This window comes from Bradyrhizobium sp. C-145 (assembly GCF_023375135.1).
Taxonomy (GTDB): Bacteria; Pseudomonadota; Alphaproteobacteria; order Rhizobiales; family Xanthobacteraceae; genus Bradyrhizobium; species Bradyrhizobium zhanjiangense.
Genome location: NZ_CP088150.1, coordinates 1,675,054 through 1,698,132, shown reverse-complemented (window position 1 = coordinate 1,698,132; position 23,079 = coordinate 1,675,054). Strand labels below are relative to the sequence as shown.

Genomic DNA, 23,079 nt, shown 5'->3' with positions numbered 1-23,079 from the left:
CTGCTTTATCTTGCGCGTGATCCTTTGGAAAACCGCTAGACACTTTTTCGGATCACGCGCTAACGCGTCTTGATGAAGCACATGCCGATGCGGCGCGAGGCCGCGGCAGCCTGACAGGTGAGACCTCTAGCACAGCTCCATGACGTAAAACTCTTGTCCGCCGTTCCCGATCCCGCAGTTTGCAGGGAACAATGCGCGCCCCAGCCGTCCTGATATTCGGTGCCAGCGAGTTCGCGGCTGCCACGAGTCTGCGGCCGGCTGGCAAATCCGCGTGAGAAATCAGGGCGCTTGCCCGCGGCGAATGCGGTCAGGATTTCACGGCGGCGGGCCTGATCGCCGAAGAAATGCGGCGAGGCCGGCACGATGGCGGAATTGGACGGCTGGCCTGCAAGCCAATCCACGCCCGGGAAATGGAAGCCGCCGATGCCGCGAGTCTGGTGGCAGCCGGCGCAGGTGACGTCGTTGAGGCGGCGCTGAAAGCCCGCGACCGAGCGGACGTTCTGCAGATCGATGCCGCGCGCGGCAGCCTGCTTCAAAGCACCGACCACGTCGTCATCGCTGAAAACGGGATCGTCGCTGCCCTCCGCGCTTCCTTCTCCCTGCATCATGCCGAACTCCGGCTGCAAGGCGGAGGCATCGAGCCCGGCGGGTGTCGGCACCACCGCAGACATCGCCAGGAATTTTTCGGGGATCAGCACCGTGCCGCGATCGAACTCGCGCAGATTTTCGGGCGCGAGCAACCAATCCCTGAAGCCGCGCCGAAGCGCATCGTCGGCAAGGATCCGGTCGCGGTCGATCTGGTTCTCCAGCGTCGATTCCTCGAACTGCTTGGTGGCAGCGTCGTACTTGAACACCTTGAGCAGATAGTCGGAGCGGAAATCGTGCAGCGCCGATTTCGGCGCGACGGAGACCTGGATGTTGGTCTCGATACGATCGAGCATGGCGTCATTAGGGGAGAAGCGACTTCCGATCAGATCTTGCCAGTCGCCATTGTCGAGCCAGCGCCGCGCGATCTCGGCGCAGCTGATGGGATTGCCGTTCCCGTTCGTCTGGCGCGCATCGCGCGCCTTCATGACCAGATTGAGCGTCATCGGCAGGCGCGTCGCGGTCTTGCCGCCGTCCGGCCTGTTCTCGAAACGCGCGAGACGGTAGATCAGCCGGATCTCCCCACAGGACTCCTCCGAGACATAGGCGCGGTCCATGCGGTTGACGATGCCGGCGAGGACGAAACGCGTGTCGCGCGATCTCAGATTGGCGAGGTCGAACAACTGCGCGTCAAGACCCTCGCCAACGCCAATCGTCTCGGCCGGATATGTCGCCTTATACCTGGAGATGTAGCGGTCGAATTCCGCATCGATCGCCGGCGGAATCGCTTTGAGCTGCGGCAGCGACGAGAACAGCAGGTCGGTCGTGAGCGGAACGTCGGCGTTCCGCTCCGGCCATAGCAGGCGCGCGATCGTGAGCGCGTCACTCTGATCGAGCCGGCGCAACAGATCAGGATCGGTGATCGCCGTGCCGCGCGCCAGTTGCGCGTTCTCCCCAGCGGAAAGCGAAACGACGCCGCCCAACAATGCAGCGACAGCAACGAAAATTCGCAACGCGCGGCTCATGTCTCCAGTAACACCGCGCGGGGATGCCTATTCAAGCAAAAAGGCGCTTCACATGGTGGTGAAGCGCCTCTTCGAAGGTCGAATATCGGACGCTCAGCGCGCGATGATCAGGCCCTTGCTGGTGACGACCACCCAGCGGCCATCCTGGCGGCGGATCGCATCGACGCGGCCGATGCCGGGGATGGGATCGCCGGGATATACTTCGTAGAGGCCGTCGCGGCCCTCGATCAGCGCACCGCCATTGGCGGCGTTGCGCAGCCTCCAGCCTTCGATCGTCGGCAGGCGGCCGACCTCGGTCTTGGGCGCGGCGGGCGTCGGAGCCGGGGCGGTCGCGACCTGGGTCGGTGCGATCGAGCCGGTGGTCTCCTTGGCGGGCGCGGCGGCTGCGGCCGGCGCAGGGGCCGGCGGCGCGGCGCGGAGCTTGTCGACCGTCTCCGAGAGCTTGGCGATCTTGGCCATCGGCTCGGCCTGCGCCTTCTCGAGCTTGTCGAGACGGTCGTTGGCCCGGTTGAGCTGGCTGACGCCGGTTTTCGCGCTGTGCTCGACATTGGCCTTGAGCGCGACGAGATCGGCATCGATCCGCGCGACGGAAGCATCCAGCGCGCTGGTATCGGCGACATGAACCGGCGCCGGGGCCGGGGCAGCAAAGTGCATCATGCCGGCGGTCGCGAGCGCGCCGCTGATCGCGCCGACGCAAGCGGCAATCGCCACCACCGCGGCCATCGCCGACAGGCGACGCTTGCCGGCGGTCTCGCGCGGTTCCTCCGCCTTGATGTGGGGAGCAAAATCCTCGCGGTCCCAGGAGCGCTCCGAGGGCGCCATCACGATCAGCTTGCCGGGACTCGGCTCGACCTTGGGCTCGACCTTGGGTTCAGCCTTGGACTCGGCTTTGGGTTCAGCCTTGTGTTCAGCTTTGGCTTCGAACTTCGGCACCTCGATCCTTGGTGCCTCGATTTTTGGCGGCTCGATCTTGACCGGGTCGGGCTTGGGCGGTGCCTCGTGGTCGGGGGCGATCGAGGGGGCCTCGATCCCGGCAGCCTCGACGGCCTGCGGCGCTGTCGCTGCGGCTTCGACGGCGCCATGATCCAGGGCGGCCTGCTCGGGCATTGGTTCGCTCACGGCTCAAATACTCCAGTCTAGGTTGACCTTTTGGTAACTTTCATTGCTTGCGAAATCCTTACCTTAGGACCCGCTTACCGAAATTTTAGGAACTCGTCCGAGGCCGAATTTGGCCAGGAAAGTGGAACCGGCGTGGCGGCGTGCAACAAATTGTAATCGGGCAAGATGAACGGCGGCGCAACGGCCGGGCCGTCACCCTTCGAAGCTCGCTGCGCTCGCGCCTCCAGCGACAATGGCTTCGCCGTTGCGCGAGGGCGACGGTGAGAGAGTTGAGCAAGCTGCTTCAGCATCGTCATTGCGAGCGCAGCGAAGCAATCCAGAATCTCTCCGCGGGGACAGCCTGGATTGCTTCGCTGCGCTCGCAATGACGGAGTGCGGGTTATCGGCCCGCGCTTACATCAGCACCGGCGCATCCGGCAGCTCGTTCGAATGCGGGCCTTGCGGCGGAAAATGCCGCACCAGTTCGCACGACACGGCCTCGATGCCGGCGATCACGCCGCGTTCGAACTGGCCCGACCTGAACTCGGCCTCCATCGCCCGGCAGATCCTTTCCCAGCCTTCCGCGCCAACCTTCGCGTCGATGCCGCGGTCGGCCACGATCTCGACGTCGCGGTCGGCGAGCAGGAGATAGATGAGGACGCCGTTGTTGTGCTTAGTGTCCCAGATGCGCAGATGCGAGAACACATCGAGCGCTCGCGCCCGCGCCGGCTGGTTGCGGAACAACGGGCGGCCATCAAGCGCGCCTTCGACCACGAAGCGGACCTGGCCGGAATGGGTGGCTTCGCCCCGCTTGATCGCCTGCTCGATGCGGTCGAGCACGGCTTGCGGGAAAATCTGCTTTGCCCGCCAATGATGCTGCACGAGGTGTCTGGCAATGCGCTTCATGCTCATGACCTACCAGCTCCCCGAGGCGCCGCCGCCGCCAAAACTGCCCCCGCCGCCGCTGAAGCTGCCGCTGTCGCTGCCGCTCGATGAGCCGCCGCTCCAGCCGCCTCCCGATGAGCCGCTCGACCACGAACCGCCGCGCGAGGATCGCGTGCTTGGTCCCATCGCCGAAAATAGATCGGCGATGAATCCGATGATGAAGCCGAGAATGCCGAGACCAATCGCGAGCGCAAGAGAGCCGAGAATGAGCCAGGTCAGCGCTGCGATAATGCCTCCGGTCGTCAAGGATCCGAGCAGCCGCCCCAGCATGGCCCGGAAGAACCCGCCGACCCCGATCGAAGCAAACAGCGTCACGATGAAAAGCGGCGCGAGGTCGTCCAGATGGCCGAAGTTGACGGTCGGCGAGGGAACCGGCAGCGGCTCGCCGTCGACGACCCGGATCATGCGATCGACACCATCGCCGATGCCGCCGCTGAAATCGCCCGTCCTGAATTTCGGTGTGATGACTTCATCGATGATCCGCCGCGACGTGACGTCGGTGAGCGCGCCTTCGAGCCCGTAGCCGACCTCGATGCGCAAATGCCGGTCGTTCTTGGCGACGATGAGGATCGCGCCGTCATCGACCTTCCTGCGCCCGATCTTCCAGGCCTCGGCAACGCGGATCGAGAACTGCTCGATCGTCTCCGGCTGTGTCGTTGGCACGATCAGGACGGCGACCTGGCTGCCCTTGCGGTTCTCGAAGTCGCGCAGCTTTTGCGACAGCGCGGCTATGTCGCTGCTGGACAGCGTGCCGGTCTGGTCGACCACGCGGCCGGTGAGCTCCGGCACGGCGACGTCGGCTGAGGCTGCGAGCGCAAAGGCGAGACACAGCATGAGCAGGAGAACGCCGCGCTGTAAGAAGGCAGAGCGGGCGCGCCAAAACCTCGCTGTCATCGCCCGGCTTGACCGGGCGATCCAGTATTCCAGAGACGCCAGAGGACTACGGTGAAGCCGCGGCGTACTGGATTCCCCGCCTTCGCGGGGAATGACGGCGGTGGGTGGGGCTAAGGGCATTCGCGAAACGATGCGTGCTTACTTCGACGGCGCCGGCGCCGGGTTGAAGTCCACCTTCGGCGCAGTCGAGATTTCTTTCTCGTTCTCGACCGAGAAGTTCGGCTTCTCCTTGTAGCCGAACGCCATCGCGGTCAGGTTCGTCGGGAACGATCGGACGGTGACGTTGTACTCCTGTACCGCCTTGATGTAGCGGTTTCGCGCCACCGTGATGCGGTTCTCGGTGCCTTCGAGCTGCGACATCAGATCCTTGAACAGGGCATCCGATTTGAGCTGCGGATAGTTCTCAGTGACGACGAGGAGCCGCGACAGCGCGCTGGAGAGCTCGCTTTGGGCGGCCTGGAATTTCTGGAAGGCAGCGGGATCGTTCAATACCTCCGGCGTTGCCTGGATGCTGCCGACCTTGGCGCGGGCATTGGTGACGCCGAGCAGCACGTCCTTCTCCTGCTGGGCAAAACCCTTCACCGAGTTGACGAGATTGGGCACGAGATCGGCGCGGCGCTGATACTGGTTCACCACCTCGGACCAATTGGCCTTGATCTGCTGATCCTCGCTCTGGATCGCGTTGTAGCCGCAATTGGTCAGGCTCAGCGAGGCCAACGCCGCCAGCAAGGTGAGGATCTTGCGCATCAAATTTCTCCCGGTGGAATCTGGTGCAAACTACCAGATTAAGCGCCTGAGAAAAGCAGCCGACTGCCGCAAGCCTCTTGCCTATCGCTCGCCCACATAGTCAACTCGGGCAAAACAAGAACGGAAACGCCAGGGGAAAGCGATGAGCTCGTTCGAGACCATCCTCGTGGAGCGACCGGATCCGGCGATTGCCCGGATCGTGATGAACCGGCCCGAGGCGCGCAACGCGCAGAACCTGCAAATGACCTACGACCTCAACGCCGCCTTCGATGCGGCGGTGCAGGACGATGCAATCAAGGTCATCATCCTCGCCGGCAACGGTCCGCACTTTTCGTCCGGGCATGACCTGCGCCCCGGGGCTAAGAATGCCGCGGGAGTCGATTTTCCGCCGATTGGAAATTGGGGCGGTTTTGCCGAGCCCAGTGCCCATGGCCGCTTCGCGCGCGAGCAGGAAATTTATCTCCAGATCACGCGGCGCTGGCGCAACCTCGCCAAGCCTGTAATTGCCGAGGTGCATGGCAAATGCATCGCCGGCGGGCTGATGCTGGCCTGGGCCTGCGACCTCATCATCGCCAGCGACGATGCGCAGTTCTGCGACCCCGTCGTCACCATGGGCGTCTGCGGCGTCGAATGGTTCGTGCATCCCTGGGAGCTCGGCCCACGCAAGGCCAAGGAATTCCTGTTCACCGCCGACAGCTGGAGCGCCCAGGAGGCGCATCAGCTCGGCATGGTCAACCAGGTCGTGCCGCGCGCGGAGCTGTCGTCGCGCGTGCTGGCGCTAGCGCGGCGGATCGCAACAAAACCGTCCTTTGCGCTGAAGCTGACCAAGGAGGCGGTGAACCGCTCGGTGGACGTGATGGGCCAGCCCGCCGCGATCGATCAGGCCTTTGCGCTGCATCAGCTCTGCCACGCCCATAATCTCCAGGAGTTCGGCATGATCGTCGATCCCTCCGGCCTGCATCCCTCCGTGCGCAAGCCGCCAGTGGCGGAGTAGCCCCATGGACCTCAATCTCAGTGACGAGCAGCGCCTGCTGCGCGAGAGCGCGGAACGGTTCGTGGCCGAAAGCTACGATGCCGACCATCGCCGCAAGATGGCGAACGATCCGCTCGGCTTCAGCCCTTTGGTATGGAAACAGTTCGCCGAGCTCGGCTGGCTGGCGCTGCCGATCGCGGAGGAATTTGGTGGGCTCGGCGGCGGCGCGGTCGATGTCGGCATCCTGATGGAAGCTTTTGGCCGCGGGCTGGTGTCGGAGCCCTATGTCGCAACCGTGGTGCTGGGAGCCGCGCTGATCGCTAGATGCGGCACTACGGAGCAGAAGCAAGCGAGCCTGCCCAAGGTAGCGGACGGATCACTGAAGCTCGCATTGGCGCATTCCGAACGCGCGGCACGGTTCGATCTCGCCAAGGTCGCGATGGTCGCGGACAAAACGGCGCAGGGCTGGCGCCTTTCCGGCAGCAAGATCGCCGTCCTCGACGGCCATGCTGCGGACGAGATCATCGTCTCCGCGCATGTTCACGATCATCGGGGACCTTCGGGACGGATCGGCCTGTTCCTGGTGCCGGCGACGACGCCGAGCATTGCGATCAGCGACTATCAGCGCCTTGGCGGCGGACGCGCCTGCAACATCGAGCTGTGCGACGTGCATCTACCCGAAGACGCTCTGCTCGGCGACGGCAGCGATGCTCTGCCCGCCATCGAATGGGCGGTCGATCGCGCCATGGCCGCGCTCGGTGCGGAGGCTGTCGGCATCATGCAGACGCTGCTCGACACCACGCTGGAATACACCAAGATCCGAAAACAGTTCGGCCGATCGCTCTCGGCCAACCAGGTGATCCGCCACCGCCTCGCCGACATGGCGATGCAGGTCGACGAATCCCGCTCGATGGCGCTGCGCGCTGCGCTGAAAGCCGACGCCGATCCCGTTGAACGCGCGCGGGCCGCCTCGGGTGCGAAGGCGAAGATCGGCAAGTGTGCGCGCTTCGTCGGCGAGCAGTCGATCCAGCTTCACGGCGGCATGGGCGTCACCGAGGAGCTCGAGGTCGGCGCCTACTTCAAGCGGCTCGTGGCCTTCGACACGCTGTTCGGCGGCAGCGCGCACCACTATGCCCGCCACGCCGCGCTGGGCCGCACCAAAGCGCCGGCCTGACACTGGGAGAGCCTCATGGACCTGTCGTTCAATGCCGAGGAGCGCGCCTTCCACGACGAGGTGCGCGGCTTCATTGCGAAAAACCTCACCGAGGAGATGAAGCGCGCAACGGCGCTGACACCATCGGTGTTCTCCGATCCCGACATCGGCATGGCCTGGCAGCGTGCGCTGCACAAGCAGGGTTGGGGCGCGCCGGGCTGGCCAGTCGAATATGGCGGACCGGACTGGACACCGGCGCAGCGCTGGATTTTCGAGACCGAATGCGCGCGCGCCGGCGTGCCCAACGTCAACGTGATGGGCGTGAAGATGGTCGGGCCCGTCATCATCGGTTTCGGCAGCCCCGAGCAGAAGAATTTTTATCTGCCGCGGATTCTCTCCGGCGAGGACTATTGGTGTCAGGGCTATTCCGAGCCGGGCTCCGGCTCCGATCTATCGTCGTTGAAGACGCGCGCGGTGCGCGACGGCGACGACTACGTCATCAACGGCACCAAGATCTGGACCACACATGCCCACCACGCCAACCGCATGTTCGCGCTGGTGCGCACCAGCGACGGGCCGCGGCAGCAGGACGGTATCAGCTTCATCCTGATCGACATGAAGACGCCGGGCATCACCACGCGTCCGATCCTCACCATCGGCGGCGACCACGAGGTCAACCAGGTGTTCTTCGATGACGTGCGCGTGCCTGTCGCCAACCGCGTCGGCGAGGAAGGCAAGGGCTGGACCTATGGCAAATATCTGCTCGAGTTCGAGCGCGGCTCCGGCATCGCCTCAGCAAAGCTGCGCGAGGGCCTGAAGGCGATCGCGGACCTCGCCGAGTCCGACCTCACGGGCCGCGCGATCGACAGCCCCGATATCGCAGTCCGCATCTCGGAGGTCGAGATCGACATCGATGCGCTGGAGATGACCGAGCTGCGCGTGCTCTCGGCGCTGCAGACCGGGCAAAATCCCGGCGCGGTGTCGTCGATCCTGAAGCTGCGCAACAGCGAAATCCGGCAAGCCGTGACGCGGCTCGGGGCCGACGTGATCGGCCACGACGCGCTCGCCGTCGAGCCGATGCGCCCGCTCTACAAGCTCAACCACGAGCCGGCGATCCCGGAGGAGATGCTGACGGTGATGCCGGAATATCTCAACGGCCGCGCCTATACGATCTTCGGCGGCACCTCCGAGATCCAGCGCGACATCATCGCTAAGATGATGCTGGGGATTTGAGGCTCGAGCTAGCGCTGCATTCTCCGCTGTCGTCCCGGCGCAGGCCGGGACCCATACTCCGGGGAGAAGCTGTGGTGCGAAGCTGATAACCACCAGCATTCGCCAAATTTGACTCGGTGGTTATGGGTCCCGGCCTTCGCCGGGACGACGAGCTGAGTTTGGGGCAGCGACGGAGAACTCCTACCCCGCCCTTGCATCGCGGATCGCCTGCCAGATCTTCTGCGGCGTCAACGGCGTGTTCAGCTGGGTGATGCCGAGCTCGGCCAGCGCGTCCATCACGCCATTGGTGACGCAGGGCGGGCCGCCGATGGCGCCGGATTCGCCGCAGCCCTTGGCGCCGAGCGGATTGGTGCGGCAGGGCGCGGAATCATCCAGCGTCACCACGATCGGCGGCACGTCGTCGGCGCGCGGAATGCAGTAGTCCTGGTAGCTCGCGGTGAGGAGCTGGCCGTCGGCGTCATAGGCCACGCCCTCATACAGCGCCTGACCGATACCTTGCGCAACGCCGCCGTGAATCTGGCCCGTCACCAGCATCGGGTTGACGGCGATGCCGACGTCGTCGACGGTGGTGTAGCGCACGACGCGGGAGACGCCGGTCTCGGGATCGATCTCGACCTCGCAGATATGCGTGCCGTTCGGCCAGCTCGGACCATCCACCTCACCCTCGGAATCGACGCTGAGCTTGGCGCCGCTCTCCTTCTCGGCGAGATCGAACAGGCTGATGCGGCGATCGGTACCGACCACGGTGAGCATGCCGCCCTGATACTCGATGTCCTCGACCGAGGTCTCCAGCACGTTCGCCGCCTTCTCGCGCGCCTTCTGGATCAGATCGTTGGAGGAGACCGCAACGGCCGTGCCGCCGACGAACAGCGAGCGCGAGCCGACGCTGCCAAAGCCCATCGCCAGATCAGTGTCGCCCTGAACCACGTCGATCTTGTCCATGGAGACACCGAGCGTGTCGGAGATCATCTGGGTGTAGGTGGTCTGCAATCCCTGCCCCATCGCCATGGTGCCGGAATGCAGGACGACGCGGCCCTGCGAGGTCGCGTGCAGGCTGACCTTCTCGGTATGCGCCCGCCCGCCGGTCCATTCGATATAGGAGGTGAGACCGCGGCCGTAGAGCAGGCCCTTCTTCTTCGCGGCCTTCTTGCGCGCGGCAAAGCCATCCCAATCGGCGAGCTTCACGGCGCGATCGAGCATATGCGCGAAAGCGCCGGAATCATAAACCTGCCCTGCCGCGTTCGTGTAGGGCAGCTGCGCCGGCTTGATGTAGTTGGCTTTGCGGATCGCGCGCGGATCCATGCCGATCTTGCGCGCAGCCGCGTCGAACAGGCGCTCGACGATGAAAACGGCTTCGGGTCGGCCCGCGCCGCGATAGGCTCCGACCGGCGCGGTGTGGGTCATCACCGACTGCACCTCGAAATGCACCAGCGGCAGATCGTAGACGCCGGTCTGCACGAACGGCCCGAGCACCAGCGGGATGATGTTGGCCGCACCCGAGGAATAGGCGCCGGTACAGCCGATCGACTTGACGCGATAGGCCAGCACCTTGCCCTTCTCGTCCAGCGCGAAGGAGGCGGTGGAGGTGAGGTCGCGGCCGTGGGTGCCGCCGACGAACTCGTCGGTGCGATCGCCGCGCCAGCGGATCTTCCGGTTCAACTTGGTCGCGGCATAGGCGACGAGGCCATCTTCGGGATAGAGGTTGGTCTTCTGGCCAAAGCCGCCACCGATGTCGCCGACCAGCACGCGCACGCTGTCCTTGGGACGCTTCAGCACGGCTTCCGCCAGCACGTCGCGGGTCGAGGCCGGCGTTTGCGACTGCACATGCAGCAGCAGGCGGCCGGTCTTCTTGTCGATCTCGGCAATGGTCGAGCGCGGCTCCATCGCGGAAGGAACGAGGCGCTGGCTGACGAGATCGAGCTCGACGGTATGCGCGGCCTTGGCAAACGCCTCGTCCACCTTGGCCGCATCGCCGTAAGCCATCGCGCCGACGATGTTGTCGGGCGCCTCCGGCCACACCACGGGCGCGCCGGGCTTTACCGCCTCGACCGGATCGACCACCGCCGGCTGCACGTCATATTCGACCACGATCGCTTCGGCCGCGCTCTGCGCCTCAGTGCGCGAGGCGGCCACCACTGCAGCGACCGCTTCGCCGGCATAGCGCACGACTTCATAGGCGAGCAGCCGGCGCGGCGGCACCGTCATCGGCTTGCCGTCGGGACGCTTGAAGATGTTGAGCGTCGGAATGCCCCCGATGTCGTCCTTGACGAGGTCCGCGCCGGTATAGACCGCAGTGACGCCCGGCATCTCAGCCGCGGCGCTGGTGTCGATCGAGACGATCTTCGCGTGCGCATGCGGCGAGCGCAACACATGCAACCACAGCGCGCCGTCCTCCGGCTTGTCGTCGATGAATTGCCCCTTCCCGGTGAGCAGCCGCTGATCTTCCAAACGCTTGACGGGCTGGCCCGCTCCGAAACGCAAATTGCCGGGAAGAATGTTCATTCCGTTATGTCCTTGAAATCCGGAAAACGACCGCGGCGATTTTAGCCGATTTTGCAGTCGATACAACCGAGCCGCAGCACATCAGCATTGCGTGCCACGCCTCCTTTGGCCGCGCAGATTGCGAGGTCAGGAACGCTCGATGTCGATGATGCCCACATTCACGTCGCGGGTGTCCGAGCCGCGCTTGACAGTGAGGCGGACGGTCTTCCCGGCCCCCGCCTGCTCCAGCGCATCCGACAAGTCGGCGAGGCGCCGCACCGGCTTGCCTTCGACCGCGGTGATGATGTCTCCGACCGCTCCAGTCGATAAGTTGACACCGCGAATCCCTGCCCGTTCGGCAGGGCTGCCGGGGGCCGTCCGCACCACGATCACCCCTTCGACGCCAAGCCGCGTCGAAACATCCTCGCTGGCGGCGACGATGCCGATGCCGGGCGTTGGCACCCGGCCGTTGCGAATGAGCTCAGGGACAATCCGGTTCACGACATCGACCGGCACCGCGAACCCGATGCCGGCGTTCGAGCCGGACGGTGAGATGATCGCCGTCGTGACACCAATCAGGCGGCCTGCGGAATCCAGCAGCGGCCCGCCTGAATTGCCTGGATTGATCGCGGCATCAGTCTGGATCACATTGGCAATCTCCCGGCCGCCATGCGTCGGAAGCCTGCGCTTGAGGGCACTGATGATGCCGCTGGTCATCGATTGATCCAGCCCGAATGGATTGCCGATCGCGAAGGCGGATTGCCCGACCTTCAGGTCGCTCGAACTGCCGAGCGCCACCGGCGGAGGGAGTTCGCGCACGCTTCGGATTCGCAGGACCGCAAGATCGTAATTGGGGGCCGTGCCGATAAGGTCCACCTGGGCCACCTCTCCCGACGCAAAGCGCACGGCGATCTCGCCGCCATTGGCCACGACATGATTGTTCGTCACGAGGTGACCCTCGCGGTCCCAGACGAATCCGGTGCCGGAAGCGCCGCCCTGGCCTTCCTCACCCATGAGAGGATTGGCCGCCGATCTCGCCGCCACCTGAACAACCGAAGGAGACACGCGCTCGAAGATGTCGATCGTGGCCGTTTCGGCCTCGGACAGCGGCCCGCGCTGTTCGACGGCTCGCGCAGTGGGAGTGGTCCATGGCGCATGCTGGATTTTCGCAGCAGTAATTACGAGCAGCAGAGCGGCAAGAGCTGCCGCGGCAATTCCGTATCGACGATTCATGGCGATCACCGCGGTGTGTGCTGAAAGCAGTGTTCGGAATGCACATGCATGAGATGGCGGACCTCGCTCACGCAGCAACGTCGCAGGCGGCTGGAAGTTTCCTGACCAAGGCAGATAGGGAACGGCTTTGCTTTCGGCAGGGCGTCCGAGGACATATTGCCGCGTGACAATCGGCTATGCTAATTCCCGCAACGCCGCTTCCACGATCCCCCGCTGCTCGGCCGTCAGCGCGGTCTGCGGCGGGATGGGATCGCCGACGTCGTAGCCCTGGATCGAAAGCCCGGCCTTGATGCAGGCGGCGAGGTTGAAGCGGGCGAAGGCCTCGTTGATGCGCCACAGCCTGCGCTGCAGCGTCATCGCCTCGTCCCAGCGACCGGCCTTGCAGAGGTCGTAGAGCGCAACGCTCTGGCGCGGGATGATGCAGGCGGGCCCCGCCATCCAGCCGCGGCCGCCGATCAGCATCACCGCGGCCGGAATGTGGGCGGAGGCCGAGAACACGCGCAAGCCATCGCCGCAGCGGTTCATGATCGAGAGCAGCCGCCCGGTGTTGGTCGAGGCGTCCTTGATGTAGCCGATGCGCGGATGCGCGGCGAGGCGCGCGATGACATCGAGGGTGAGATCGGAGCGCTGAAATTGCGGATTGGTGTAGATGACGACGGGGATGTCCACGGCATCGGCGATGGCGCGGAAATAGGATTCGACCTGCGCATCGGCGAGCGGGAAGTAGGCCTCCAAAATCGCCAGGATGCCGTCTGCACCGAGCTTCTGGTACGCTTTCGCCTGCGCCACCGCATCCGCCGTCGAGGTGGAGGCGACACCCGCGACAACAGGCACGCGGCCGTTGGCCGCCTCGATCGTGGTCTGCACGATCGCCATGCGCTGAGCGGCGTTGAGATAGGCGAACTCGCCGGTCGAACCGAGCGGCGTCAACCCGTGCACGCCGGCGCCGATCAGATCGTCGCAGAGCTTTGCGAGCACGTTCGTCCGCACCGCGCCGTCGACATCAACGGGTGAGACCAGATAAGGGAAGACGCCGTGGAATTCGGACATGTCGGGGAAGCTCCGGAAGGCTGGCTGGCACCCGACGGGTATTACCAATGCCCGCCCCGGCGATCAAACCTTGAGCAAGCGCACGCGCGTGCCCCAGGGATCGATCGCCTCCAGGCCGTCGGCGAGCGTGGTGACCTTCACGCCGCCCTTGCGCAGGCGCTCTTCCTGCGCGGCAAGCAGCTCCTGCTTTTCCATGACCAGCGAAAACCAGGCGAGCCCCGTGGCCTGATCGTCGCGTTGGCCGGCGCCCTGGCTCTGCCAGACGTTCATCCCGAGGTGGTGGTGGTAGCGGCCCGACGACAGGAACGCAGCGCCATTGCGGCGGCGGGTCGGGTCGAGGCCGACGGTGCCGTGATAGAAGCTCTCGGCCCGCGCGAGATCGCCGACGCGCAGATGCATGTGACCGATACGCATTCCGTCCGGCGCACTGGCATAATCGGCCACGCGCGTGTTGGTCAGCGACAAGAGATCGGGGATGTTGAGCTCGTCGGTCGCCATCTTCACGCTGCCCTCGCTCCATTGCCATTGCGAGGGATCGCGGTCGGCATAGACCTCGATGCCGTTGCCTTCGGGGTCGTCGAGATAGACGGATTCGCTGACGAGGTGATCGGCAAAGCCCGTCAGCGGCACGCGATGCGCGGCGGCTGCTACCAGCCAGCGCGCCAAATCCTTCCGCGTCGGCATCAGGAAGGCGGTGTGGTAGAGGCCGGCGGCGTTGCGCGGCTCGATGGCTGCTTCGGGACGGGCTTCCAGGACCAGCAGTGTGATGCCGGCCGTGCCGAGCTTCGCGCCAGCCGCCGAGCGCTCCATCACGGTGAGCCCGATCACATCGCGGTAATAGTCAGCGACTTTGTCGAGGTTCTTGACCCGGAGCGTCACCATGCCGACCCGCATCGGCGTGCGGCTGGCATAGGTCGGCCCGCCGCCCTGTGCATTCCCCTCGGCGCGCGCCGCGGCTGCGGCCGCCATTGCGAGCGAGGTCGCGCCGGCAAGTTGAAGCAGGGTGCGGCGGGTGAGATCGAGGGTCATCAGTCAGGGCTCGCGGAAATGGTTGAGGCCGTACGGCGCAATGTCAGGCCGATTGCTACACGTTCCCGTGAGCGGCTCCCAATCACATGTTCGTCGGCCGGCGCTGCGGAGGCCCGGCCGTCCCATATGTCCTGGCCACCCGGCCAGTTTCGCAAATGCCTGTGACGTCCCAGATTGAAGACAGCTATAGGAGCCTGCCATGACCGACCCCACTCCTCTGTCTTCGCTATCGTCCGCGCTCGCGGACGTGGTGGCGCGCACCGCGCCGTCCGTCCTCTCCGTGCATTCGCATCGCTCCCGCGCGACCGGCTTTGTCTGGAAGCCTGGTCTGATCGTCACCGCCGACGAGGCGCTGGCCGACGAGGGCTCGGTCGAGATCGGCCTTCCCGACGGCAGCCGAGTGGCCGCCACGGTCGCCGGCCGCGACCATACGACAGACATCGCGCTACTGCGCACTGAGGCCGCCATTGCCCCGGTCAAGCTGACCACAGCGGTCCCTGCGCTAGGAACGCTGTCGATCGTCGTCGCAACCAACCGCGATACGCCGAGTGCGGCGCTCGGGATGGTATCGGCGTCGGGCAAGAGTTGGCGCAGCCTGCGCGGCGGCGACATCGATGCGCGGATCGAGCTCGACGTCCGCCTGCGCGGTAGCCAGCAGGGGGGCCTTGCCCTCGATGCATCGGGTGACGCCTTCGGCATGGCCGTGCTCGGACCGCGGCGGGTGCTGGTGATCCCGAGTGCGACGATCGAGCGCGTCGCGCCCCTGCTTGAGGCGCGCGGCCGCATCGCGCGCGGTTATCTCGGTCTCGGGCTCCAGCCGGTGCGGCTCGACGATGGGATCGGCGCGATGGTGATGAATGTCGACAAAGCCGGGCCCTCGGCCGCGGCTGGCATCCGCCAGGGCGACGTGATCGTGGCGGTGAACGACCAGAAACTGTCCGGCGTGCGCGCGCTGTCGCGGACGATGGGACCTTCGAGCGTCGGCACGGTGGTCGATATCGCGGCGCGCCGCGGTGGCGAACCGGTCAGCTTCAAGGTCACAATCGGCGAGAGGCCGGAGGCGTGAGCGAGGACAACGCGCCGGAGATCGTGCTCGCCCTGGAGATCGACGACCCAGCCCTCGCCGATCGCCTCGCCAAGCTGCTCGGCACCATCGCCGGACTTCGCCTCGCCGCGCTTGGCGAAGCCGCCGCGGCGACGGTTGTCGCCCGCGATCCGCGCATCATGCCCGGCGACATCGCGCTGACTCAGCGCGAGCTCGACGTGCTGGCGCTGATGGCCGAGGGATCCTCCAACAAGATGATCGCGCGCCAGCTCGGTATTTCCGTGCATACCGTGAAATTTCATGTCGGCTCGCTGCTCGACAAGCTGGATGCCACCGGCCGCACCGACGCGGTCGCGCATGCGGCTCGCCGCGGCGTGATCGAGCTCTGATGCCGTCCGATTCACGTCGCTGATGCCGCCTTGAAGCTGAGCCGGACGGTGAGGCCCGGCACATTGTCGTGCAGCGCGATCTCGGCGCTATGGAGGCGCGCGACCGCAGCGACGAGACTGAGGCCGAGGCCATTGCCCGGCGTATAGCGGCTCTGTTCGAGCCGGTAGAAGCGCTTGAACACGTGATCGCGCTCCTCGGTGGGAATGCCCGGACCGTCGTCCGCAACCGCGATCACCGCGCAGCCATCGGCGCTGCGGCAGGTGACGGTCACCTGCCCGCCCTTGCGGCCGTGCTTGATCGCGTTGTCGACGAGATTGGCGATGGCATCGAACAAGAGGTCGCGGTCGCCGGTCACCGGCACCTCGCGGTCGCTGGCGAGGCTTAGCTTTGTAGCAACCTGCTCGGCCGCGGCATCGTAGAGCTCGACGACCTCACCGGCGATCTCGGCGAGGTCGAGCGCGCGGAAGGCGCCGGTGCGGGCGCGGGTCTCGATCTCCGAGATCCGCGTAATGGAGGCGAACATGCCGAGCACGGCGTCGAGATCGGCGATGGTGTCGCCGATCAGCGCCGCGTCGGCCTCGCTGTTGCGCGGAGTGTGATAGGCCTTCTCCAGCCGGCCGCGCATGCGCGTCAGCGGCGTGCGCAGATCGTGGGCGACGTTGTCGCTGACCTGCTTGACCTCGCCCATCAGCGTCTCGATGCGGTCGAGCATCTGGTTGAGGTTTTCGGCGACGCGGTCCCATTCGTCGTTGCTGCCACGCAAGGGAATGCGCTGGTCGAGGCCGGCGAGCATGATGGCGCGGCTGGTGGCGTTGATCTGCTCGATCCGCCCGACCGTGCGCCGTGTCACCAGCACCGCCGCGAGCCCGGCGAGCACCAGAAGCAGCACGGCGACCGCGGCCATCGCGAGCTCGATCATGCCGGTGAAGCCGTCATGATCGCCGACGGTGCCGAGCCGGCTCTGCACATAGGCGAGCGTGCCGAAATAGACATACGCCATGATGGCCGCGACGATCAGCCCGAACGCCGCGATCGCGATCAGCGCCAGACGGAAGGTCGAGGAGCGGAGCGTCTTAGCCAGGAGCACGGAGGCAATATCCGATGCCGCGGATGGTGTGGATCAGCGGATAGTCCTGGGCATCGTCGACCTTGCGGCGGACCCGTCCGACATAGACGTCGATGATGTTGGTGGAGGGATCGAAATGCAGGTCCCAGACGTGCTGAAGCAGCATTGCGCGGGAGACGACGCGGCCTTCGTTACGGACGAGATATTCGAGCAGTTGAAACTCGCGCGGCAGCAGCGGGATCTTGCGGCCGCGGCGGCTGGCACTGCGCGCGATCAGATCGATGGCGAGATCGCCGACCCGAATCAGCGTTTCCTTGGCAATGGTCTCGCTGCGGCGGCCGAGAGCCTCCAGCCGTGCGAGCAGCTCGACGAACGAGAACGGCTTGACGAGATAATCGTCGCCGCCGGCGCGCAGGCCACGCACGCGGTCGTCCACCTCGCCGAGCGCTGAGATGATCAGGAACGGCGCGGCAATGCCGTCGTCGCGCAGCTGCCGCATCACGGTGATGCCGTCGATGTCGGGCAGCATGCGGTCGATCGTGATCACGGCATAATCGCGCGCGGCGCCATGGCTCAGGGCCTCGCGCCCGTTAGCTGCGAGATCGACCTCGTAACCGGAGGTCGTCAGTTCCTCGACGAGTTGGCCTGCGGTTTCCGGATCGTCCTCGACGACCAGGATGCGGCGGTGACCTCCGGTCATGCAAAACTCCGCGCGACGATCGCCACCAGACTATCCCGTCCCGGGGCTGAGCGGAACCGCCCGGTGGCGACCGCGACAATGGTGCGGTACGGCGATGCTAGTACCAATCGTACCCGCACACATTGACCCAGTGCCAGCCATAGGGCGTCCATCTCCTGCGCCAGCAGCCGTCGTCGTAATAGTTGGCATAGACGAACGGCGCGCCGATGAAGGCGAAGCGGTGGAAGCGATGATGCCGGAAGAAGAAGGCATGCCGGCCAATGAAGGGCCTGCCGTGGAATGCCGTGCCGGCAAACCGCGGGCCGAACGCGGCGCGGGTCGCGAATGGCGCACCGGCAAAGCGCGGCCCGATCGCCGCGTGAGCGGCCATCGGGGAACCGGCGAAGCGGGCGCCACCGAAATGAGCTCCGCCCATGCCGCCCACTCGCATGCCCCCGCCCATACCGCCGACATGCATGCCACCGCCCATGCCGCCGGCGTGCATGCCGCCACCACCGAAATGCCCGCCGCCAAAGCCGCCATGGCCGCCACCGCCAAAACCGCCGCGCGCGAGCGCGGGCGCCGCGGCCGCCAGCGTCGCAGCCACTGCCGCTGCGACTAGCCCTGTGAGAAGCCTGTTCTTCATCGGAAGATCCTCCTTGCAGTGCAGCGCTAGTCCCGCTGCACGAGGAGGATCAGGAGAAGCGAATGCGCTGTCCCCATCAACTTACAAATGCGCCAGATTCTGACGCGGGTGTCAGGGAGGCGGCGCTCTGTCACTCCCTCTCCCCGTTCTTACGGGGAGAGGGAGGGGTGAGGGGTGCTTCGGCAAATTCGATTTGAGTTATGAGCCGGATATCCGACGAGTCGGATGGATTCCCGTCTCGGCACCATAGTGCCCTGCCCCTCACCCGGATCGCTGACGCGATCCGACCTCTCCCCGCAAAGGGCGGGGAGAGGTTAAGGGGTCACACCCGCTTGCCGCCGCTCTTCTCGGCTGCACGCCGCAACGCCTCCGCAAGCGCGCCCCCGCCGGAGGATTCCTGCTTGCGCGGCGCCGACGAGGTCATGCGTGCGCTGTTGCGCGAATTGTTGTCGCGCTGCATGCCGGGCGCGTCCTTCTTGGCGCCGACCTCGTCATCCAGCCGCAGCGTCAGCGAGATGCGCTTGCGGGCGACCTCGAAGTCCAGCACCTTCACCTTGACGATGTCGCCGGGCTTCACCACCTCGCGCGGATCCTTGATGTAATTCTTCGACATCGCCGAGATGTGCACGAGGCCATCCTGGTGCACGCCGATGTCGACGAAGGCACCGAAGGCGGCGACGTTGGTCACGGTGCCCTCGAGGATCATGCCCTTCTTGAGATCCTTGATCTCCTCGACGCCTTCCTTGAACACCGCGGCCTTGAACGCCGGGCGCGGGTCGCGGCCGGGCTTTTCGAGCTCGCGCAGGATGTCGGTGACGGTCGGCAGACCGAAGGTCTCGTCGACGAAATCCTTCGGCTTGAGCGTGCGCACGATCTCGCTGCTGCCGATCAGCGCCTTGATGTCGCTCTTGGTTGCCGCGAGAATCCGGCGCACCACCGGATAGGCTTCCGGATGCACGCCGGAGGCGTCGAGCGGATCCTCGCCGCCGAGGATGCGCAGGAAGCCCGCGCACTGCTCGAATGCCTTCGGCCCGAGCCGCGGCACGTCCTTGAGCGCCTTGCGCGATTTGAACGGGCCGTTGGCGTCGCGGTGCGCCACGATGCTCTGCGCAAGGCCTGCGCCGACGCCCGACACGCGCGCCAGCAGCGGCGCGGAGGCGGTGTTGACGTCGACCCCGACCGCGTTCACGCAGTCTTCAACCACGGCATCGAGCGATTTGGCGAGCTTGGCCTGGCCGAGGTCGTGCTGATACTGGCCGACGCCGATCGCCTTGGGCTCGATCTTGACCAGCTCGGCAAGCGGATCCTGGAGCCGCCGCGCGATCGAGACCGCGCCGCGCAGGGTGACGTCGAGGCCCGGCAATTCCTCCGAGGCGAAAGCCGAGGCCGAATAGACCGAGGCGCCGGCTTCCGAGACCACGATCTTGGTCATCTTCAGTTCGGGAAGGCCCTTGACGAGATCGGCCGCGAGCTTGTCAGTCTCGCGCGAGGCGGTGCCGTTGCCGATCGCGATCAGCTCGACGCGATGCTTCAGCGCAAGCCTGCCAAGGGTCGCCAGCGACTCGTTCCACTGCCGCTGCGGCTCGTGCGGATAGATCGCGGTGGTATCGACCACCTTGCCGGTGGCATCGACGACAGCGACCTTGACGCCGGTGCGGTAGCCGGGATCGAGCCCCATGGTGACGCGGGTGCCGGCGGGCGCCGCCAGCAACAGGTCGCGCAGATTGGAGGCGAACACGCGCACGGCCTCCGTCTCGGCCGAGTTCCACAGCCGCATGCGCAGGTCGATGTTGAGATGGACCTGGATTTTTGTGCGCCAAGCCCAGCGCACGGTGTCGATCAGCCAGCGGTCGCCGAGGCGCTTGAGATCGGCAATGCCGAACCGCTTCATGATCTTCAGTTCGTAGGCACTGGGCACACCGGGCGGCGGCGCCTCGGCCTCGGCCTGAATTTGCAGGTCGAGGATCTCTTCCTTCTCGCCGCGGAACATCGCGAGGATACGGTGCGAGGGCAGCTTCGTCAGCGGCTCGGAGAAATCGAAATAGTCGGCGAACTTCTCGCCCTCGGTCTTCTTGCCGTCGCGCACCTTGGAGGCCATGCGCGCATTGGTCCACATCTCCTCGCGCAGCGCGCCGATCAGGTCGGCGTCCTCGTCGAAGCGCTCGACCAGGATGGCGCGGGCGCCGTCGAGAGCGGCAGCGGCATCGGCAACGCCCTTCTCGGCGTTGATGAAGGCTTCGGCTACGACCTTGGGATCATTGCCAGGCTCCGCCATCAGCTGATTGGCGAGCGGCTCGAGGCCGGCTTCCTTGGCGATCTCGGCCTTGGTGCGGCGCTTCGGCTTGAACGGCAGATAGATGTCTTCGAGGCGTGCCTTGCTGTCGGCGGCGAGAATGCTGGCTTCGAGAGCCGCGTCGAGCTTGCCCTGTTCGCGGACCGATTCGAGGATGGCCTTGCGGCGGTCTTCGAGCTCACGCAGGTAAACCAGGCGCTCCTCCAGGGTGCGCAATTGCGCGTCGTCGAGCGCACCGGTCGCTTCCTTGCGGTAGCGGGCGATGAAGGGAACCGTGGCGCCGCCGTCGAGCAGCGTCACCGCCGCCTCGACCTGCTCGGCGCGAACCCCAAGCTCCTGCGCAATTTTCTGGTTGATATTTGCCACGCGAGAATCCCTCTATGCAAGCACGCGACGCAGGGGCGAACCACCGGCCACGGGACGCCGCTTATGAACCAACCGAGGTTGATTCATCAAGGTGTGGCGGATGGCCGTCGACAGAGGATTTTTTGTTGAACCGATGCGATCTCGCCACAATCGTTGGGAGGACGACGTGTTCGTGCTGTGCTCTCGTGTCCCGGACGCGCTGCAGCGCGCAAGCGATGCGGCGATGCGTCCGGGGCACGAGAGCGGAGTGCGGCGCCCGCTCTCTCCGCGCCGTCATGGCGAACAGCTCGCGACAAAATTGCAGAGCAATTTTGCGCTGATGCGACGAAGCAATCCAGAATCCCACCGCGGGGAGACTCTGGATTGCTTCGCGGAGCCTGTCATCGGGCCGCGCTTCGCGCGGACCCGGTGGCTCGCAATGACGGAGCGAGGGACATGCTCCATTGAGCCCGCGGGCTACGGTGTCCGGCGGCGGGCCGGTTGCAGCGATCGCGCGACTGTCGGATTGATACAGCCGGCAGCTCTGCGTCCCCGACCTCTCCGCCCCACGCAACCCTGCCCCTCGCGCCAGCTCGGTTGATTCACGCGGTTCCTTGCGAAAGGAAGGTGACGCCGCATCAAGGGGATTTGACTACATGACTTTGCCGATGAGCTGGAGTGAATGGGCGCAGCACGACGGCGTGGCGCTGGCCGCCCGCGTCCGCAACGGCGAGCTGACCGCGAAGGAACTGGCGCGGCAGGCCGCGGCGGGCGTCGCCAAGGTCAATCCGGCGCTGTCGGGCGTGGTCGAGCTGTTCGATGACGTGATCGCCGATCCCGCCAAGGACGGCGCCAACCTCTCCGGCCCGTTCGCCGGCCTGCCCTTCCTGATGAAGGATCTGGGACCGACCATGAAGGGCCGGCTCCAGGAGATGGGCTCGCTCCTGATGCGCGGCAATCGCGCGGCCGCCGACACCTTCCTGACCGGCAAATTCCGCCAGGCTGGCCTCAACCTGATCGGACGCACCACGACGCCAGAATTCGGCGTGTGCAGCTCGGCCGATAATCCCGCCGTCTATGTCACGCGCAATCCCTGGAATACCGACTACACCACCTGCGGCTCGTCGGCCGGCAGCGCCGCGATGGTCGCGGCCGGCGTGGTGCCGATCGCGCATGCGACCGACGGCGGCGGTTCGATCCGCATTCCCGCCGGCGTCAACGGCAATATCGGGCTAAAGGTCTCGCGCGGCGTGTTCTCGCTCGCCCCGCACATGTCCGATCTCACCGGTCTTGTCTCGATCCAGGGCTGCCAGTCGCGCAGCGTGCGCGACACCGCGGCCTTCGTCGATCACGCAAGGGGGCCTGCGCCCGGCGAGTTTATGCCGTTCTGGACCACGGCGCAGCCCTATTGCGAGATGATCAAGCGCGATCCGACCAAGCTCCGGATCGCGCTGTCGCACACCTGGGGCGACTACACCGCGACGCCGCACATCGCAGCTGAACTGGAGAAGGCGGGCCGCTTCCTCGAAGGACTCGGCCATCACGTCGACTACGCCCTGCCCGGACTCGACTTCCGCGGCGCGTTCGCGGCGCAGACCACCTGCTACATCTCCAACTTTGCGGTAGTGATCTCCAACATGCTGGCCGCGCGCGGGCTAACGACGCCGCCGGAAGATCTGATCGAGCCCGTGAACATCCGCATCTGGGAAGCCGGGCGGCACACGAGCTTCGCCGAGCGCGCGAAGATGCAAGGCGTGTTCAACACGACCTCCCGCGGCTTCGGCGCCTTCTTCGAGCAGTGGGATGTGATCCTGACGCCGGTCACCGCGCTGCCGACGCCGAAGGTCGGCACCACGGAATATCTCACGATCTCCGACAATCCCGATGTGCTCGACTGGTTCGGCAATCTCTGGCGCAATTTCGCCTTCACGCCGCTCGCCAATCTCTGCGGCATGCCGGCGATCTCGCTGCCGATGGCGACCCACGAGCACGGCCTGCCGCTCGGCATCCAGGCGATTGCGAAGCAGGCCAATGACGGCCTCTTGCTGCAACTCGCCGCCCAGATCGAGCGCGCGCTCGACGGCAAGTGGAACGGCGGCAAGAAGCCGAAGGTGCATGTGGGCTAGGGATTGGCGATCGCATTGATGATGCGATCGCCTGGATTGCTGC

The 23,079-nt window shown here is 65.7% G+C and carries 19 protein-coding genes; 6 read left to right on the top strand and 13 right to left on the bottom strand.

Features of this window, described 5'->3' with window-relative positions; all coding sequences use genetic code 11:
- Window positions 1-59: 59 nt before the first annotated feature.
- The 5 genes from LRP30_RS07955 to LRP30_RS07935 form a co-directional block, all read right to left on the bottom strand.
- Entirely contained in the window at window positions 60-1,610 is a 1,551-nt protein-coding gene (locus tag LRP30_RS07955; RefSeq protein ID WP_249759945.1) for a hypothetical protein, read from the bottom strand.
- A gap of 93 nt (window positions 1,611-1,703) precedes the next feature.
- Window positions 1,704-2,717: a hypothetical protein gene (locus LRP30_RS07950; RefSeq protein ID WP_249761723.1), complete on the bottom strand. Its 1,014-nt coding sequence runs from the start codon at window positions 2,715-2,717 to the stop codon at window positions 1,704-1,706.
- Window positions 2,718-3,122: 405 nt separating this feature from the next.
- Window positions 3,123-3,620: a TPM domain-containing protein gene (locus LRP30_RS07945; RefSeq protein WP_249759944.1), complete on the bottom strand. Its 498-nt coding sequence runs from the start codon at window positions 3,618-3,620 to the stop codon at window positions 3,123-3,125.
- A 3-nt stretch (window positions 3,621-3,623) separates the two neighbouring features.
- Window positions 3,624-4,487: a YgcG family protein gene (locus tag LRP30_RS07940; protein WP_249761722.1), complete on the bottom strand. Its 864-nt coding sequence runs from the start codon at window positions 4,485-4,487 to the stop codon at window positions 3,624-3,626.
- A gap of 198 nt (window positions 4,488-4,685) precedes the next feature.
- The gene (locus LRP30_RS07935; protein ID WP_249759943.1) at window positions 4,686-5,294 is read right to left on the bottom strand and encodes a LemA family protein; all 609 of its coding nucleotides are present in this window, start codon (window positions 5,292-5,294) and stop codon (window positions 4,686-4,688) included.
- A 142-nt stretch (window positions 5,295-5,436) separates the two neighbouring features.
- Here LRP30_RS07935 and LRP30_RS07930 point away from each other — a divergent pair, with 142 nt between their 5' ends.
- Genes LRP30_RS07930 through LRP30_RS07920 form a run of 3 tightly spaced genes read left to right on the top strand, consistent with a single transcriptional unit; the run spans window position 5,437 to window position 8,653 of the window.
- A complete protein-coding gene (locus tag LRP30_RS07930) occupies window positions 5,437-6,288 on the top strand; it encodes an enoyl-CoA hydratase (RefSeq protein WP_249759942.1) in 852 nt (283 codons plus the stop codon).
- Window positions 6,289-6,292: 4 nt separating this feature from the next.
- On the top strand, window positions 6,293-7,441 hold the full coding sequence (locus tag LRP30_RS07925; RefSeq protein ID WP_249759941.1) for an acyl-CoA dehydrogenase: 1,149 nt from the start codon (window positions 6,293-6,295) through the stop codon (window positions 7,439-7,441).
- A gap of 15 nt (window positions 7,442-7,456) precedes the next feature.
- Window positions 7,457-8,653 carry an acyl-CoA dehydrogenase family protein gene (locus LRP30_RS07920; RefSeq protein ID WP_249759940.1) on the top strand — a complete coding sequence of 399 codons (1,197 nt, stop codon included), beginning with the start codon at window positions 7,457-7,459 and terminating at the stop codon, window positions 8,651-8,653.
- 180 nt (window positions 8,654-8,833) lie between these two features.
- Here the strand turns inward: LRP30_RS07920 and LRP30_RS07915 are convergent, their stop codons facing one another.
- From LRP30_RS07915 to LRP30_RS07900, 4 genes are all read right to left on the bottom strand, one after another.
- On the bottom strand, window positions 8,834-11,155 hold the full coding sequence (locus LRP30_RS07915; RefSeq protein WP_249759939.1) for a xanthine dehydrogenase family protein molybdopterin-binding subunit: 2,322 nt from the start codon (window positions 11,153-11,155) through the stop codon (window positions 8,834-8,836).
- A gap of 126 nt (window positions 11,156-11,281) precedes the next feature.
- The gene (locus tag LRP30_RS07910) at window positions 11,282-12,367 is read right to left on the bottom strand and encodes a trypsin-like peptidase domain-containing protein (RefSeq protein ID WP_249759938.1); all 1,086 of its coding nucleotides are present in this window, start codon (window positions 12,365-12,367) and stop codon (window positions 11,282-11,284) included.
- A gap of 174 nt (window positions 12,368-12,541) precedes the next feature.
- On the bottom strand, window positions 12,542-13,417 hold the full coding sequence (locus LRP30_RS07905; RefSeq protein ID WP_249759937.1) for a dihydrodipicolinate synthase family protein: 876 nt from the start codon (window positions 13,415-13,417) through the stop codon (window positions 12,542-12,544).
- Between the two features lie 63 nt (window positions 13,418-13,480).
- The gene (locus tag LRP30_RS07900; protein ID WP_249759936.1) at window positions 13,481-14,446 is read right to left on the bottom strand and encodes a VOC family protein; all 966 of its coding nucleotides are present in this window, start codon (window positions 14,444-14,446) and stop codon (window positions 13,481-13,483) included.
- A 199-nt stretch (window positions 14,447-14,645) separates the two neighbouring features.
- On the opposite strand from LRP30_RS07900, the gene LRP30_RS07895 reads away from it, so the two are divergent.
- Both LRP30_RS07895 and LRP30_RS07890 read left to right on the top strand, forming a co-directional pair.
- Window positions 14,646-15,512, top strand: coding sequence for a S1C family serine protease (locus LRP30_RS07895; RefSeq protein WP_249759935.1), 867 nt, complete (start codon window positions 14,646-14,648; stop codon window positions 15,510-15,512).
- On the top strand, window positions 15,509-15,880 hold the full coding sequence (locus tag LRP30_RS07890; RefSeq protein ID WP_249759934.1) for a helix-turn-helix transcriptional regulator: 372 nt from the start codon (window positions 15,509-15,511) through the stop codon (window positions 15,878-15,880). The genes LRP30_RS07895 and LRP30_RS07890 overlap by 4 nt, the downstream gene beginning before the upstream one ends.
- Window positions 15,881-15,891: 11 nt before the next feature.
- Here LRP30_RS07890 and LRP30_RS07885 read toward each other — a convergent pair whose 3' ends face one another.
- From LRP30_RS07885 to LRP30_RS07870, 4 genes are all read right to left on the bottom strand, one after another.
- Window positions 15,892-16,968, bottom strand: a complete 1,077-nt coding sequence (locus LRP30_RS07885) for a HAMP domain-containing sensor histidine kinase (RefSeq protein ID WP_249759933.1) — start codon at window positions 16,966-16,968, stop codon at window positions 15,892-15,894.
- The gene (locus LRP30_RS07880) at window positions 16,955-17,647 is read right to left on the bottom strand and encodes a response regulator transcription factor (RefSeq protein WP_091881121.1); all 693 of its coding nucleotides are present in this window, start codon (window positions 17,645-17,647) and stop codon (window positions 16,955-16,957) included. Before LRP30_RS07880 ends, LRP30_RS07885 begins: the two co-directional genes overlap by 14 nt.
- A gap of 97 nt (window positions 17,648-17,744) precedes the next feature.
- Window positions 17,745-18,272 (bottom strand): hypothetical protein, encoded by a 528-nt coding sequence (locus tag LRP30_RS07875; protein ID WP_249759932.1) that lies wholly within the window; start codon window positions 18,270-18,272, stop codon window positions 17,745-17,747.
- Between the two features lie 322 nt (window positions 18,273-18,594).
- Window positions 18,595-20,931 (bottom strand): Tex family protein, encoded by a 2,337-nt coding sequence (locus tag LRP30_RS07870; protein WP_249759931.1) that lies wholly within the window; start codon window positions 20,929-20,931, stop codon window positions 18,595-18,597.
- 635 nt (window positions 20,932-21,566) lie between these two features.
- On the opposite strand from LRP30_RS07870, the gene LRP30_RS07865 reads away from it, so the two are divergent.
- Window positions 21,567-23,036, top strand: a complete 1,470-nt coding sequence (locus LRP30_RS07865) for an amidase (RefSeq protein WP_249759930.1) — start codon at window positions 21,567-21,569, stop codon at window positions 23,034-23,036.
- Window positions 23,037-23,079: the final 43 nt, after the last annotated feature.